Source organism: Burkholderiaceae bacterium DAT-1, assembly GCA_019084025.1.
Lineage (GTDB): Bacteria > Pseudomonadota > Gammaproteobacteria > Burkholderiales > Chitinimonadaceae > DAT-1.
In genome coordinates, this window is sequence record JAHRBI010000003.1 from 353,220 (window position 1) to 367,581 (window position 14,362).

Below are 14,362 nucleotides of genomic sequence, written 5' to 3' on the forward strand. Positions count from 1 at the left end.
CATGACAGCCATCCCTGAATTCGTGCGACTTATTTCACGCATGCGACTCGTCCTGATGATCAAATTTCTTCGACACCAGCGTGGTAACGCTTACGGAAACGACGCAAGAGATGACGGGTGAGCAGGGCAAACAAGCCGATCACCAGCAGCAGGCAGATACCACCTATCCATGGATGTTTGGACAGCCAGTACATCAACATATCGGGTGCATTGATACTGCCCAGCGCAAAGGTTGGCCCCATGCGCTGGGTCAGCACGTTTTCCATACCCGGCTTCCATACCGCAACATCGCCATTCATACCATCCCAGCGGCTCGGTTCGCTCAGTGCAACCATGCCTGAACGCAGTGTCTGCGGGGTACTGGCCAACAGTGCAGTCACCGCTTGACTGGAGGATTGCGGCGATTGGTATTGCATGACGAGAATCTGGTCACCCAAGCCCGTACGACCATCAATGCGACTCAGGACGGTAGGGCGGCTGGTATCCTGCATGCCGAACCGATCACCCAAACGGCTCCACCACGATGTGGCCGCGGCATCCTGATCGACACCCGTAGTATGGTGACTGCGTGTCGGATCACCGAACTCAATCGGCGCACCCTTTAGGAATTCACGATCCACAGCCGCAGTGGTACCCACTACCAGCACATGGCGATCTTTGGGTGGCACATTGAAGGTGTAGAGCGCCTCCAGCATCGGATATCCACGACGCTGAGCGAGTTTGCCTGCCAGCATCCAGGCTGCAGATAAGGTATCGCTATCACGCCCTGCAATATACAGCGCGACATCACGCCCATCCGGCAATACGGCATAGGGATAGCCGGTTCGCACAGTGGTTTCGAGATTCGGTAGCTCGCCATAATGCGATGCATTGGGCAGACTGACCCAGGAATCATCAAACATGGTCAGCAGCAAATTGGCGCTTTGTACCGCAATACATTGCCCCGTCATCATCGGCATCAGACTCGCGGCAAAATTGATGGTATTGGGTCCCGGACGGAATGAGCGCAGCGGAATCTTCACCACTTTGTCACGGAACATCGCGCCATCCTGCTCATCCAGCAGAATCGCACGTTCAAATCGACCGTTCACAAGCACATTCAGCACGGAATCCTTGCGCAGGGCCGCGCCATAGGACATGTGCAGGTGAAATTCGACGTTAGCGGTTTCATCTGCATAGAGATCAGCTGGCAAATTCATTTCCAGGCTGATCGGTGCGGGATACATACCTTGTACAGCGGTGGTCTTGAAGTTCAGTTGCTTGAAACGATAGATCGAGTTCTCGCGGACATAATTCTTGGCTGCGTAGGGTGTCAGTGTGGGGGCATGAACCGCACTGACATCCATGGAGACCGTGTCAGGGACAGGGAAAGACATCAGCGCAAATGCCTGTGCCGCACGGGTGACCTGCTCAGGATTCGTACCGCTTACCACCAGCATGAAGTGACGGTTATCTCCGGGATGCGGGAACACGCCCAGATAGCCGTCACGAATCTGACCGACAATCGTTGCTGGCAATAGATTAACAAGATCATCACGCGAGCCCGCCACAATCAGATCTGCACCTTCAATCTTGGCGACATCCGCCTGGGAGGCGGCGGCCACATGGCGAATGCTTGCCCCCTGATAGGACAAACGTAATGCCGCACCCTGTGTTACCAGTGCACCCCAGCTGACTTCATTTTCACCCGGCTGACGACCTGTCACGACAGTGTAATGACGCGGCGTCCATTGCTTGGCATCAAACAAATCGTTTAGATCAGACAAACGCGGCGAAGTAGGCTTAAGCTCGGTATCGACCGTCAGCGTTGACGCTGTCGGGTTGATATCTGTCCACAGTTCAGGTGCAGCAGGATCTTCACAGTACTGAATGGTGTAATGCTGGGCGACGGTAAAAGACAGGCGATTGTAGCCCGGCTTCAGCCATTCAACGGGGATGCGCACTGTCGCATGCAGCTCGGGCTGTAACGGAGACAGCGCCACCTGAGCCACCGCACGGCCATTCAACTGAACCATCAGCTGTGATCGTTCCTTGGTCAGGGAAATCGAATTGGTCGCCTCAAGATTCAGCACCATGGACTTGGTTTGTTCACGGGCGGACATCGGGATAAAGAGCGCATATTCGCTCGCGGCATTGCGCAAGCGGATCGGCTCCGGATTCGGTTGAAGCTGTTCTAGCTTGAAGGTCACAGGCACCGCGGCCGCCATCACGCCCATGGCCAGTAGCGCCACGCGCATGACTACTTTAGTCATGAGAAACTTCATCATCCGATTTGTCATATTGACCTGCATATCCCCGTTATTTTTGAAAGGCCTGTCGCGTCCCGAACCACAGCACGAGCAATGCCAACTCACTGCCTGGTTTACGCTAAACCAACTTCCTCAACCACCCAGATATATCCGACTTCCAGCGCCGGTAACGCTCGCGCGGACCGGCAGACATGGAGTGTGCTGTGTCGGATAGCCATTCATAGGCAATCACCAGAATCGAATTCCAATGGACAAATGAATGTACAAAGCCGATACGGATCAGTACAAACAAACTGTGGAAAACCGACTCCTGACCAGGACGCGAATCCCGGTATTCCTTCCAGCGCTGGCTATCCCCATGGGCTAGCAGCACCATTTGCGTAATCTGTTCGGGCGTCTTGCCGCTAAATGCCACGCCAATCACATCCTGATGCGCATCAATCGGGCGCCTGTTACGCAAATCCACTGACAGATGCGCCTCCTGACGAGTCGCAGGATTACGTACGGCAAGAATGGCATGTCCACCCAGCACCTGATCTACACGATCCATCACTGCACGATCCACAATCATTTGTGCACCAGATGTCGACAAGTCGACGATACGCGCCGGTACTTCGTCATGCTGGGGGACAAGGATCGTGGCCGGCATATCGGCAGGCATGCGCGGCACGGCCCGACGCTGCTTGCGTTCGAACAACGCACCGATGGCCGCATGCAGCAGCAACAGATTGAAAATGGCCCACCCCAGTGTGATCACCGTCACGTCGCGGGTAAGCGGTTGATCAAAATACCGCCAGATACCAAATGCAATCGATACCCATTGCAAAAGATAGATCACATAAAACGGCCCCGAAAGCTGGGAAATAAAATCTTCGTCCAGATGCTCGCCTTTTGGCGTCACCTTGAATTGCGGGGCACGAGGATTGCGAAACACCGTAATGATGCCGGGCAAGGCATATAAGGACTGCATGAGCTCGTATAGTTCGGAGATAAATGCCCAGCGCACTTTGCCAAATAGATAATCCGACACCAGCGTCACGGCGACCACATGCGGTAGTGCATAAGCAACAAACTGGGTCAGCGTCGCGTTGTAGATCTGCATGCCGAACACCAGGAAGGCAGACGGTGCCAGCAGAAATACCACGCGGGCATAGGAGAAAAACCAGAAAAACGAGCTAGAGAAGTAGCATAGGCGCTGCCACAGTTTCAGCCCTTTTTGTCTCAGCGGATTGGACAGCAAAAAAATCTGTACCATCCCCTGCGCCCAGCGTACACGCTGCACCACAAAGCCCGAGAAGGTTTCCGGCTGCAGGCCGGAAATCATGGGATGGCCGATATACGCGCTCTCGTAGCCCTTACAGTGCAAAGACAAGGCAGTTTCCGCATCCTCGGTAATCGAGCTACCAGAAATGCCGCCCACTTCCATGAGATATTTACGGCGCAGAACCGCTGCCGAGCCACAGAAAAATGATGCACCCCAGAAATCCAGACCATGCTGGATCACCGAATAGAACATCTCGTTTTCACTGGGAATCTGGCCAAAAACCTGAAGATTTTTTTCGACCGGATCGGGATTGATAAAAAAGTGAGGCGTCTGCACGAGAAACATCTTCTCGTTATCCACGAACGTACCGACTGTCTTTTCCAGAATATCGATGGTAGGCACGTGATCCGCATCCAGAATCAGGATCAGATCACCATGGGTTTTAGGCAGAGCCGCGTTGAGGTTACCCGCCTTGGCATGCTGATTGCGCTCACGCGTCAGGTAATGCGCGCCATAGCGTTCGCATAGACGCTGTAGCGACTCAAACCGGGCCTGAGCTTCAGCAGCCTTCTCAGGATTACTGTCATTGCGCTTTTGCACCGTCCCGCCGTCATCCAGCAGGTACACCCGCAGCTTTTCCCTGGGATAACGAATGTGCATGGCGGCTGCTGTTGTGATTTCCAGCAGATCTTCAGGTTCGTTGTAACTTGGAATATAGACGTCGACGCTTGGCCAAAGCGCCTGATCGGAAGGCAGCGGAACAGGCTTACGAATCAATGGACGGATATTTACAAATATACCCAATAATGACACCGTAATACCGTACGCCTCTGCTATATAAAGCGTCACTGCAGCACACCAACTGGCCAGATCGTTGTACCCGAGGGTATTCATCGTGCGCCAGAAAAAATAGCGCATCGTGACAAATCCGGCGAGCACCAGAAAGAATATCCGGAGTGATTCAAAATGCGGAAAACGTCGCAACACCAACAGCAAGGCAACGATACCGTAGGCAATCAGCAGCTGGGTCGAACTTTCAACGGGCAACCACGCCAGCCACAGAACCATCGCCAACACACTGCCCCATAGCACAGGCAAGGCTTCAGGATGCCTGGCCAGCATCTGAACCACCTTAATTTCTGCCCGACGAAGGAAGTTTGGCACTCTCATGCAGCTGCAATCCTTGATTTGAAGCGCTCCGCACGCGATGCGGCCGAGCACACAAAAAGAAAGAAAATGAAAGACCCAAACCGATCAATCACACTTCTTTACACTTTTGGATTTATGTATAAATAAATTATACCGTAGCGCAATAAGAATGCACACCAGTGCGGCTTAGAACTCGGAAATGGAACCGTTACATCCATCTAAATATGACATCGTAATTTTTAAGTGCTATAAAAGACACATCACATCATTAACATCCGTAAATATGATCTCAACCAAAATGAAAAATAGCAACTTTAAATATTACGTTTCAGCATTTTTACGCCATTACTTAATTTCAAAATAAACGGAAATTCGACATTAAATAACTTGAATTATTAGAATATATTAATAATTTCACAAATCCTTCATTGTCCATCCACTCATCCACTCATCCACTCATCCACTCATCCACTCATCCACTCATCCACTCATCCACTCATCCACTCATCCACTCATCCATCTCACTTGCGCACGCCATCTGCCAACGCTACACTTCGCTCCAGTATTTAAATGAATCTTCATTTACTTTATGAGCCACGAAGACACCCCCTGCCCCATCGGGCAAGCCATCACGCGCTGGACACGCCGCAAAGAAGCGCGGCCGGGCGAGATTCTCGACGCCAGCCTCGATCTGTTTGCAGAAAAGGGCTTCAGCGCCACGCGCATGGACGACATTGCCAAGCGTGCAGGCGTGACGGCAGGTACCTTGTACCGTTACTTCCCCAACAAGGAAGACATTTTCAAGGCGCTGGTAAACGACGCCTTTGCACCTGTACTGCACAAGGCGATTGCCGAGTTTTCCACCTTTGCAGGACCGGCACCCGAGACACTGCGCCAGATTCTGAGCCGCTGGTGGGATGCCATCGGCGCGACCCGCTATTCAGCAATCGCCAAGCTACTGTTTTCCGAAGGCGGAAATTTCCCGGCGGTGACCGAACTGCATCGCGCAGCCGTGATTGATCCGGGCGAAGCATTGATCGCCCGCGCACTCGCATACGGCATCGAGCGCGGCGAATTCAAACCTGTGGATATCCCGATCACGGTGAAAGTCGTCATCGCTCCGATTCTCATGGCCATGCTGTGGAAACACACACCGGCCGCCTGTTGTAATTTTGAGCACATCAGTCTGGACGATTATGTGCACCATGCCATTGACACATTGATCAACGGGCTGCTCCCCAGGCCCGAAGGAGACCTGCAGTGACCACCTTGAAGACCGTTTCATTGATGACCGCAGCCGCCCTGATGCTGCTCGCTTGCAGCAAGGAAGAATCCACTGCCCAGCCGCCTCGTCCGGTGCGCACCATTGTCGCAACAGCAGCGGCCAGCAATGTCAGCGCCAGTTTTTCCGGCGAGGTACATGCCCGTCATGAAGCGCAACTCGGCTTCCGTATTCCCGGCAAACTGATCGAACGTCTGGTGGATACCGGTGATCGCGTGCGCAAGGGTCAGATACTCGCCCGTATCGATCCACAGGATTCGCAATTGCAGGCCAGTGCCGCCAAATCGCAATTCGAGCAGGCGCGCGATGATTATCAGCGCGCGCTGGAACTAAAAGCCAAGGGATTCATTAGTCAGGCTCAGCTGGATGCCCGCAAGAGCGCACTCAGCACCGCCGAAGCGCAATATAAACTCAGCCAGAATCAGGAACAGTACACCTCGCTGCGAGCCGAACAGGATGGGGTGATCGCAGCGCGTCTGGCCGAAACGGGTCAGGTGGTGGCTGCGGGTCAGCCGGTGTTCTCGTTTGCCTCCGATGGCGAACGCGAAATTGCCATCAATGTGCCGGAATCGCGCGTCAATGAGCTGCGCAAGGCCAAGGAAATCGACATTACGCTGTGGGCGGATGCACAGCGCCACTATGTCGGCAAAGTACGTGAAATCGCACCGGATACCGATGCCCTTACCCGCACCTACGCGGCACGCATCACCGTCACGCGTCCGGATGAGGCCATGCGCCTGGGCATGACCGCCAATGTGAATCTGGTCGGCCAGTCAGCCGAAGGCCGTATCCCGGTCCCACTGACTGCAATTTACGACCAGACTGGCCAGCCGCAGGTCTGGATCGTGGAGCCAGGCAAATCCGAGGTGCAACTGCGCAAGGTCAGCATCACCCAGCCAGAGGGTGACCGCGTGTGGATTACCGCCGGCATCAAGGCCGGCGAGCGCATTGTGACCGCCGGGACCCATCAATTGCATGCGGGGCAGATCGTCAAGCTGCTGGAAGGTGGCACCCGATGAAATCCATCAATCTGTCCGAATGGGCAATCAAACACCAGCAGATGGTGATCTATATGATCATCGCCATTGTGCTGGCAGGCCTGTTTACCTGGCAAAAGCTGGGACAAAAGGAAGACCCTGACTTCACCTTCAAGGCCATGGTCGTACAGGCCTACTGGCCGGGTGCCTCTGCCGAGACCATGGAAAAGCAGGTGCTCGACAAGATCGAGAAAAAGCTTCAGGACATCGCCGATATCGATTACACCAAGAGCTTTGCCCGTGCAGGCCAGGCGCAGGTGATTATCAGCCTCGGTGAAGGCATTCGCGGCAAGCAGCAGGTTCAGGAAAACTGGTATCAGGTGCGCAAGCGCATCAATGATATTCGTGGTTCCCTGCCACAAGGTGTCATCGGCCCGGTATTCAATGACGAATTCGGCGACACCTTCGGCAATATCTATGCCTTTACCGGCGATGGATTCAGCTATGCAGATCTGAAAAAGCAGGTCGAACTGGCTCGTACCGAGTTTCTGCGTATCCCCGAAGTCAATCGTGCAAACATGCTGGGCGATCAGGATGAAAAGATCTTTATCGAGATCAGCAATGCGCGTTTATCCACACTGGGCATTGATCCCTCACTCGTTTACCAGACACTGCAGGCGACCAATGCCATGGTGCCGGCAGGTGTGGTGGAAACAGGTGTCGAGCGTGTTGCACTGCGCGTTTCTGGTGAATTCGATTCCATCGACAGCATCCGTAACATTGGCATTCGCAGCGGCAATCGTGTGATTCGTCTGGGTGATGTTGCCACGGTCACACGCGGTTATGCCGATCCGCCCACATTCCGCATGCGCTTTAATGGCAAGGATGCCATCGGCCTGCAACTCTCCATGAAAGAAGGATCGGATGTGATTGCGCTGGGTCGCGGCATCGAGGCCACCGTCAAGCGTCTCAATGCGTCCATGCCCGTCGGGATCGAGATTCATGCCATTTCCGACCAGCCCAATGTGGTACATCACGCCATTGGCGAATTTATGGAAAGCCTGCTGGAAGCCGTCGCCATCGTGCTGATCGTATCTTTCCTGTCGCTGGGTGTGCGCACTGGCATCGTCGTCGCCCTGTCGATTCCGCTGGTGCTGGCCATGACCTTCCTGGCGATGTACATCTTCGGTATTGATCTGCAGCGCATTTCACTCGGTGCGCTCATTATTGCGCTGGGTCTGCTGGTCGACGATGCCATCATCGCCGTAGAAATGATGGCACTAAAACTGGAACAGGGCTGGGATCGCACGCGCGCGGCCACCTACGCCTATACCTCCACCGCCTTCCCGATGCTGACCGGTACGCTGATTACCGCCGCCGGTTTCATGCCGGTTGGTCTGGCTAAATCCGGTGCGGGTGAATACACCGTATCGATTTTCCAGGTGGTAGGGATTGCCTTGATCCTGTCGTGGATCGTGGCCGTGGTCTTTACACCGTGGATTGGCTACAAACTGCTGCCGGAAATGAAACACGGTGAGCATCACGATGAATCTGCGGTCTATCAGAAGGGCTTTTACCGCGTCTTCCGCAATATCGTCACCTGGTGTCTGACCTATCGCAAAACCGTCATTCTGGCGACACTGGTGGCATTTATCGTCGCAGCCGGGCTCTTCAAATTCGTGCCGAAGCAGTTTTTCCCGGCATCCAGCCGTCCGGAATTGATGGTGGATCTGTGGTTGCCACAGGCAGCCGGGTTCGAGGCATCCGATCGCGAGGTCAAGCGCCTTGAAGCCATTCTGAAGAAGGACCCGGATGTGGCCTCCGTTACGTCGTACATCGGTTCTGGAAGTCCGCGCTTCTACATGCCGCTGGATCAGCAGTTGCCCAATCTGAACTTTGGTCAGCTCACCGTCATGACCAAGAACGAGCATGTCCGTGAAAACGTGTACAAGCGTATCCAGCAGCTGTTTGCCACCGACTTCCCGCTGGTGCGCGGCCGCGTGACACGACTGGAAAACGGGCCGCCTGTCGGGTACCCGGTGCAATTCCGGGTATACGGGCCGGAAGCCGACAAGATCAAAGCAATTGCCGAAAAAGTTGCCGTGCTGATGCGCAAGAATCCGCACGCACGCGATGTGAACACCGACTGGGGTGAGCGCGTGAAGGTGATGAAACTGGACATTGACCAGAACAAGGCGATGACGCTCGGTATTACCTCGCAACAGGTGGCCGAAGCCATGCAAACGTCACTGACCGGCGCACCGCTGACGCAATATCGCGAAGGTGATCAGAATATCGATGTGGTGGCGCGTCTGGTGCGCAACGAACGTAGCGAACTGGCTACGCTGAAAGATACGCAGATTCATCTGCGCAACGGCCAGTTCGTGCCACTGTCGCAAATCGCGCACCTGAAGCTGGAAAGTGAAGAGAGCATCATCTGGCGTCGTAACCGTGTCCCGACGATCTCGGTGCGTGCCGATGCAGTCGGTGCGCAGGCACCCGATGTCACGATGGCGATCTGGCCGGAGGTGAAGAAGCTGGCCGATACCCTGCCACTGGGCTACGGCATCGAGATTGGCGGTTCCATGGAGTCGAGCAAGAAGGCAGAGGCATCCATCTCTGCAGTCATGCCGCTCATGCTGCTGACCGTCATGACGCTGCTCATGATCCAGTTGCAGAATATCGGCAAGATGCTGCTGGTGCTGGTCACCGCGCCACTGGGTCTGATCGGCGTGTCGGCGATTCTACTCACCTTCCAGGTGCCATTCGGGTTTGTGGCACAGCTGGGTGTGATCGCGCTGGCCGGCATGATCATGCGGAACTCTGTGATTCTGGTGGATCAAATCGATCAGGATGTGCGTACTGGCATGACATTATGGGATGCGATTATCGAATCGGCAGTACGGCGATTCCGTCCCATCATGCTGACTGCCGCTGCGGCCATCTTGGCAATGATCCCGCTCACCCAGTCTACATTCTGGGGCCCGATGGCCTGGGCCATCATGGGTGGATTGCTGGTCGCGACCGTGCTGACACTACTCTTCCTGCCTGCTTTGTATGCGGCATGCTACAAAGCGCAAAAACCGCAGTCGTCAGTCTGAGTTGCAGAAGGCACAATACCGGGCTGCGGAATCTATCCACAGCCCGCATTTTGAATTAAGATACTTGTGAGTATGTCTGGACGAGCCAGATCGATCATCACAACAAGGAAACAGAGGATGAAACGTCTTTCACTGCAGGCAGCCATCGCGCTGCTGTTCGCGGGCAGCGCTGCACATGCAGTCGATCTGGCCGCCGTTTATCAGAATGCCAAAGCGTACGATGCGACCTATGCCGCTGCTTCTGCCAGCTTCGAAGCTAGCAAGGAACGCGTCGTGCAAGCCAAAGGCCAGTTCCTGCCTCAAGTTGGCCTGTCCAGTACCTATTCCGGCTCCACCGCCACCAGTCAGGCATCGTTGAGCAGTTCCATCGGCATTACACAAACGCTGTTCGAAACCAGCAAGATCGTCGGCAAGTCGCAGGCACTGGTTCAGGCGCAGCAGGATGCCGTGAACTTCCGCGCTGCCGAACAGGATCTGATCATCCGCGTGGCACAAGCCTACTTTGATGTGCTGCTGGCTCAGGACAGCCTTGAATTTGTACGCGCGCAAAAGAACGCCGTGTCCGAACAGCTGGCTCAGGCCAAGAAAACGTTTGAAGTGGGTTCGACCACCATCACTGACACCAACGATGCTCAGGCACGTTACGACGGCATCCTGGCACAGGAAATCGCCGCCGAAAACGAATTGCTGGTCAAGCAGGCTGCCTTCCAGCAAACCACAGGCATGGCGGCTGAAAATCTGGCACCCTTGGGCACCCGTCAGCAGGCTCAACTGCCTGAACCCGCCGATGTCGCTGCATGGATTGCGCGTGCAAACGATAGCAGTCCGCAAATTCTCGCAAAGCGCGCCGGACTTGAAGTTGCTACCTTAGAGATAGAAAAATCACGCGCGATCAAGCAACCGTCGCTCACACTGAGCAGTGGCTACACCAAGACACACCAGTTCAACTCGCCCACCCTGCCAAACGGCATGAGCATGGCCGATGCCATGGGCGGCGGTAGCCAGCGCGGCATGTCGGTCACACTGAATCTGAATGTGCCGCTTTATACAGGTGGCGTGCTTTCCTCTGTCAATCGCCAGGCCATGCATCAACGCGATGCAGCTGGCCAGGATCTTGAAGCCACAACGCGTCAGGTTGCCCTGAATACCAAACAGGCATTCCTTGGCGTAAAAGCCAGCGCAGCGCAAATCAAGGCATACGAACAAGCACTGGTGTCTGCCCAGACCAATCTCGACTCCACCCGGCTGGGCAAGGATGTCGGTGTGCGTACATCACTGGATGTACTCAATGTCCTGCAAAGTTACTACCAGACCAAACGTGACCTGTCGAACGCACGTTATCAGTACGAGCTGAACCGCCTGCGTCTGGGTCAGGCAGTGGGTACGCTGAGTCAGGAAGATGTCAGCAAGGTCAATGCCCAGCTCGGTGGCTAATCCACTGCGACCGCATCAGCCTGACTACATTCAGACTTGAACTTATACACAAGGGGCGGCACCATCGGTGTCGCCCCTTTTTCTTTGGCCCGCACATGAATCAATCGCCCGTTATATGCTGGTTTCGTCGCGACCTGAGAGTACACGACCACGCCGCGCTCTATCACGCGCTGAAGTCTGGTCATCCGGTCATTCCGGTATTCATATTTGATACCGATATTCTCGATCACCTGCCACGCACAGATCGCCGCGTCGAATTTATCCACAGTTGCATTGCCGAACTGAAACACGCGCTACAGGCTAAGGGCAGTGATTTGCTGGTGCGCACCGGAAGCGCCCGCACCCTGATACCCCAGCTTGCACAGCAACTGAACGCACACGCAGTGTATTGCAATCGAGATTACGAACCAGGTGCCATCGCCCGAGATGCAGGCGTTGCCGACCAACTGGCAGCGCATGGCGCAAACCTGCATTCATTCAAGGATCAGGTTATTTTCGAACAGCGCGAAATCCTGACAGGCCAGAGCAAGATGTACTCGGTTTTCACACCGTATAAGCGCGCCTGGCTCAAGGCTGTTACGCCGTTTCACGTCAAACCTTATCCAGTGCAGCGTTATATCGGGGCGCTATCGCCACGCGAACCCGAACCTATGCCAAGTCTGGCGGATATTGGCTTTTGCGAGACGAATCTACGCGAACTCGGGGTCAAACCCGGTACAGAAGGTGCCGAAGCCCTGTGGGCAGACTTTCTTGATCGGATGCCCGACTACCACGTGGCTCGTGATTTTCCCGGCAAGAAAGGCGTGTCCTATCTGTCGGTGCATCTACGCTTTGGCACGGTATCCATCCGAGAACTGGCAGGCTATGCACTCCAGCATCAGGACGAAGGCTCGCAAACTTGGCTGTCGGAACTGATCTGGCGCGATTTCTACCAGCAAATCCTCTGGCACCGCCCCGATGTGGTCGAACATGCCTTCAAACCAGAATACGATGCCCTGCCCTTTCCCAACGATCCCGCGCTGTTCAAGGCATGGTGCGATGGACAGACTGGCTACCCCATTGTCGATGCGGCCATGCGCCAGCTTAATCGCACCGGCTTTATGCACAATCGCCTGCGCATGATTGCTGCCAGCTTTCTGGTAAAAGACCTGCTCATCGACTGGCGCTGGGGCGAACGCTATTTCGCCGAACATCTGATCGATTTCGATCTCTCTGCCAACAATGGCGGCTGGCAATGGGCTGCCAGCACGGGCTGTGATGCGCAACCCTATTTCCGCATCTTTAATCCGGTCAGCCAGTCAGAAAAATTCGACCCGGATGGTCGCTTCATCCGCCGCTACGTACCGGAACTGGCATTACTGCACGAGGCCGACATTCATGCACCCTGGCTGGCCAAACCGCTCAATCTGAAAGCAAAAGGCATTGAACTGGGACGAGACTATCCCCTGCCAGTGGTAGATCATGCAACGCAACGTGAATTAGCACTTGCACTGTTTAAGCGCTGATTCTTAGACACTTTCTGACTTCTTGCACTGCAGCATCTATCTTGAAGGGTGTGGGTGTGTACTTCGCAATTCATCGCACCCAATCGCATCCCACACCCATATTCATACTATTTGTCGCACGTCAATTTTTCTGTAATGGTCTGTGGTGGATAATACACACATTCCGAAACAGCAAGGAGCAGCACCATGAAGCACCGTCTGAATGAACTCTTCGATGCCACGTTCGTCTTTGCAATTGGCATCCTGGTCGTGATTGCCATGGCATCCACACTGAAAACACCCGTGAATCTGGACAACCAGACTGACGAAGCTGTTCGTGTAGAACGTACTGCCTAAAATACAGGCATTTTCATCGCAGTAGATTTACTTACCCAAGCTGCATCGGTTCGCGGCGTCAGCGTCCATCTGATACTGAGCCCTAATCTAGGCGAACCAGATGCCAGGCACAGCCAGTTCTTCGAGACGCGGAAACCCGTTTTCCGCCGTCTCGACCGGCAGGATTTCCCCAGCCGTCCGCCCCCAGCCCCGCTCCGGGACTCATCTTTTTTCCCACACATTCGCGTCCGTATCGCCAAGAAAATTGCTGCGACGCAGCATGCCGCGCGACAATGCATCTCTTGAGATGTAACGATGATTGTTCGGGAGATAAAGATGGACGATACCCGCCAGGCAGGCGAAGCGGTTCGCCGTCAGGTGATGGGCGATGTGTTTGTCGACCAAGCGCATGCCAATGCCGACTTTTTTACACGTCCATTGCAAGATTTCATCAACCAGCATGCTTGGGGCAGCGTCTGGCAACGTGACGGGCTTGATCTGAAAACACGCAGTCTGGTGACGCTGGCCATGCTGACAGCGCTTGGCCGCACCCAGGAACTGAAAGGCCATCTGCGTGGCGCAATCAATAATGGCGCACATCCCGATGAGATACGTGAAGTGCTCCTTCATGCTGCTGTGTACTGCGGCGTGCCGGCAGCAGCAGAAGCGCTCAAAACGGCAAGCGCCATCATCGGGCCCGAACCCGTCTAAAAAACGTCGGCCTGCAGTTTAGGTCTATCAGGTCGAACGCAGGTCGTCGATTGTCAGTCCGTGGCGCTGTGCTTCACGTAAGATTTCGTCCAGTGCTTCGCGCTTGCGGCGCAGCAGGTCGATCTTGGAGGAAACTACCTTGGCTTCCGCTGCCTTGCGCGCAACCAGTGCATCGCCATCGGGCAATTTAGGATCGGTATTCACCGCTGGTTGGGCATCGCCAAACAGCGCCTCCAGTGCAGCGCGTGCCTGAGCAGCTTCGTGGCTCGATGTCGCCGGCTTATTGTGTTTGATTGTTTGTTTACTTTTCATGCTATCTGAGTTGTCCTGTTTTGAGACAGGCAATCGGTCTGAAAATACCTCTTGATTGAAAGA

Annotated in this window: 10 protein-coding genes; 7 read left to right on the top strand and 3 right to left on the bottom strand. The window is 54.7% G+C overall.

Translation table 11 applies throughout. The features are described 5' to 3' along the window. Positions 1–59: 59 nt before the first annotated feature. Positions 60–2,252 carry a cellulose biosynthesis cyclic di-GMP-binding regulatory protein BcsB gene (locus tag KSF73_07610; GenBank protein MBV1775581.1) on the bottom strand — a complete coding sequence of 731 codons (2,193 nt, stop codon included), beginning with the start codon at positions 2,250–2,252 and terminating at the stop codon, positions 60–62. Between the two features lie 115 nt (positions 2,253–2,367). Continuing rightward, positions 2,368–4,683: a UDP-forming cellulose synthase catalytic subunit gene (gene bcsA, locus KSF73_07615; protein MBV1775582.1), complete on the bottom strand. Its 2,316-nt coding sequence runs from the start codon at positions 4,681–4,683 to the stop codon at positions 2,368–2,370. Between the two features lie 568 nt (positions 4,684–5,251). On the opposite strand from bcsA, the gene KSF73_07620 reads away from it, so the two are divergent. The 7 genes from KSF73_07620 (at position 5,252) to KSF73_07650 (ending at position 13,987) form a co-directional block, all read left to right on the top strand. Then, positions 5,252–5,926: a TetR/AcrR family transcriptional regulator gene (locus KSF73_07620; GenBank protein MBV1775583.1), complete on the top strand. Its 675-nt coding sequence runs from the start codon at positions 5,252–5,254 to the stop codon at positions 5,924–5,926. Continuing rightward, the gene (locus tag KSF73_07625; GenBank protein MBV1775584.1) at positions 5,923–6,963 is read left to right on the top strand and encodes an efflux RND transporter periplasmic adaptor subunit; all 1,041 of its coding nucleotides are present in this window, start codon (positions 5,923–5,925) and stop codon (positions 6,961–6,963) included. The genes KSF73_07620 and KSF73_07625 overlap by 4 nt, the downstream gene beginning before the upstream one ends. Beyond that, complete coding sequence (locus tag KSF73_07630) at positions 6,960–10,022, top strand: efflux RND transporter permease subunit (GenBank protein ID MBV1775585.1); 3,063 nt, start codon at positions 6,960–6,962, stop codon at positions 10,020–10,022. The genes KSF73_07625 and KSF73_07630 overlap by 4 nt, the downstream gene beginning before the upstream one ends. A 117-nt stretch (positions 10,023–10,139) precedes the next feature. Then, positions 10,140–11,456 carry a TolC family outer membrane protein gene (locus KSF73_07635; protein MBV1775586.1) on the top strand — a complete coding sequence of 439 codons (1,317 nt, stop codon included), beginning with the start codon at positions 10,140–10,142 and terminating at the stop codon, positions 11,454–11,456. Between the two features lie 95 nt (positions 11,457–11,551). Continuing rightward, positions 11,552–12,961: a DNA photolyase family protein gene (locus KSF73_07640; GenBank protein ID MBV1775587.1), complete on the top strand. Its 1,410-nt coding sequence runs from the start codon at positions 11,552–11,554 to the stop codon at positions 12,959–12,961. Between the two features lie 186 nt (positions 12,962–13,147). Then, a complete protein-coding gene (locus tag KSF73_07645; protein ID MBV1775588.1) occupies positions 13,148–13,297 on the top strand; it encodes a hypothetical protein in 150 nt (49 codons plus the stop codon). A gap of 315 nt (positions 13,298–13,612) precedes the next feature. Then, on the top strand, positions 13,613–13,987 hold the full coding sequence (locus tag KSF73_07650) for a carboxymuconolactone decarboxylase family protein (GenBank protein MBV1775589.1): 375 nt from the start codon (positions 13,613–13,615) through the stop codon (positions 13,985–13,987). 27 nt (positions 13,988–14,014) lie between these two features. On the opposite strand, the gene KSF73_07655 is transcribed toward KSF73_07650, so the two are convergent. Then, positions 14,015–14,299: a hypothetical protein gene (locus tag KSF73_07655; protein MBV1775590.1), complete on the bottom strand. Its 285-nt coding sequence runs from the start codon at positions 14,297–14,299 to the stop codon at positions 14,015–14,017. Between the last annotated feature and the right edge of the window lie 63 nt (positions 14,300–14,362).

What these genes read in the sequence shown, in the direction of transcription:
- KSF73_07610 (MBV1775581.1), bottom strand. Translation starts at nt 2,252, where the DNA reads ATGACTAAAGTAGTCATGCGCGTGGCGCTACTGGCCATGGGCGTGATG.
- bcsA (MBV1775582.1), bottom strand. Translation starts at nt 4,683, where the DNA reads ATGAGAGTGCCAAACTTCCTTCGTCGGGCAGAAATTAAGGTGGTTCAG.
- KSF73_07620 (MBV1775583.1), top strand. Translation starts at nt 5,252, where the DNA reads ATGAGCCACGAAGACACCCCCTGCCCCATCGGGCAAGCCATCACGCGC.
- KSF73_07630 (MBV1775585.1), top strand. Translation starts at nt 6,960, where the DNA reads ATGAAATCCATCAATCTGTCCGAATGGGCAATCAAACACCAGCAGATG.
- KSF73_07635 (MBV1775586.1), top strand. Translation starts at nt 10,140, where the DNA reads ATGAAACGTCTTTCACTGCAGGCAGCCATCGCGCTGCTGTTCGCGGGC.
- KSF73_07640 (MBV1775587.1), top strand. Translation starts at nt 11,552, where the DNA reads ATGAATCAATCGCCCGTTATATGCTGGTTTCGTCGCGACCTGAGAGTA.
- KSF73_07645 (MBV1775588.1), top strand. Translation starts at nt 13,148, where the DNA reads ATGAAGCACCGTCTGAATGAACTCTTCGATGCCACGTTCGTCTTTGCA.
- KSF73_07650 (MBV1775589.1), top strand. Translation starts at nt 13,613, where the DNA reads ATGGACGATACCCGCCAGGCAGGCGAAGCGGTTCGCCGTCAGGTGATG.
- KSF73_07655 (MBV1775590.1), bottom strand. Translation starts at nt 14,299, where the DNA reads ATGAAAAGTAAACAAACAATCAAACACAATAAGCCGGCGACATCGAGC.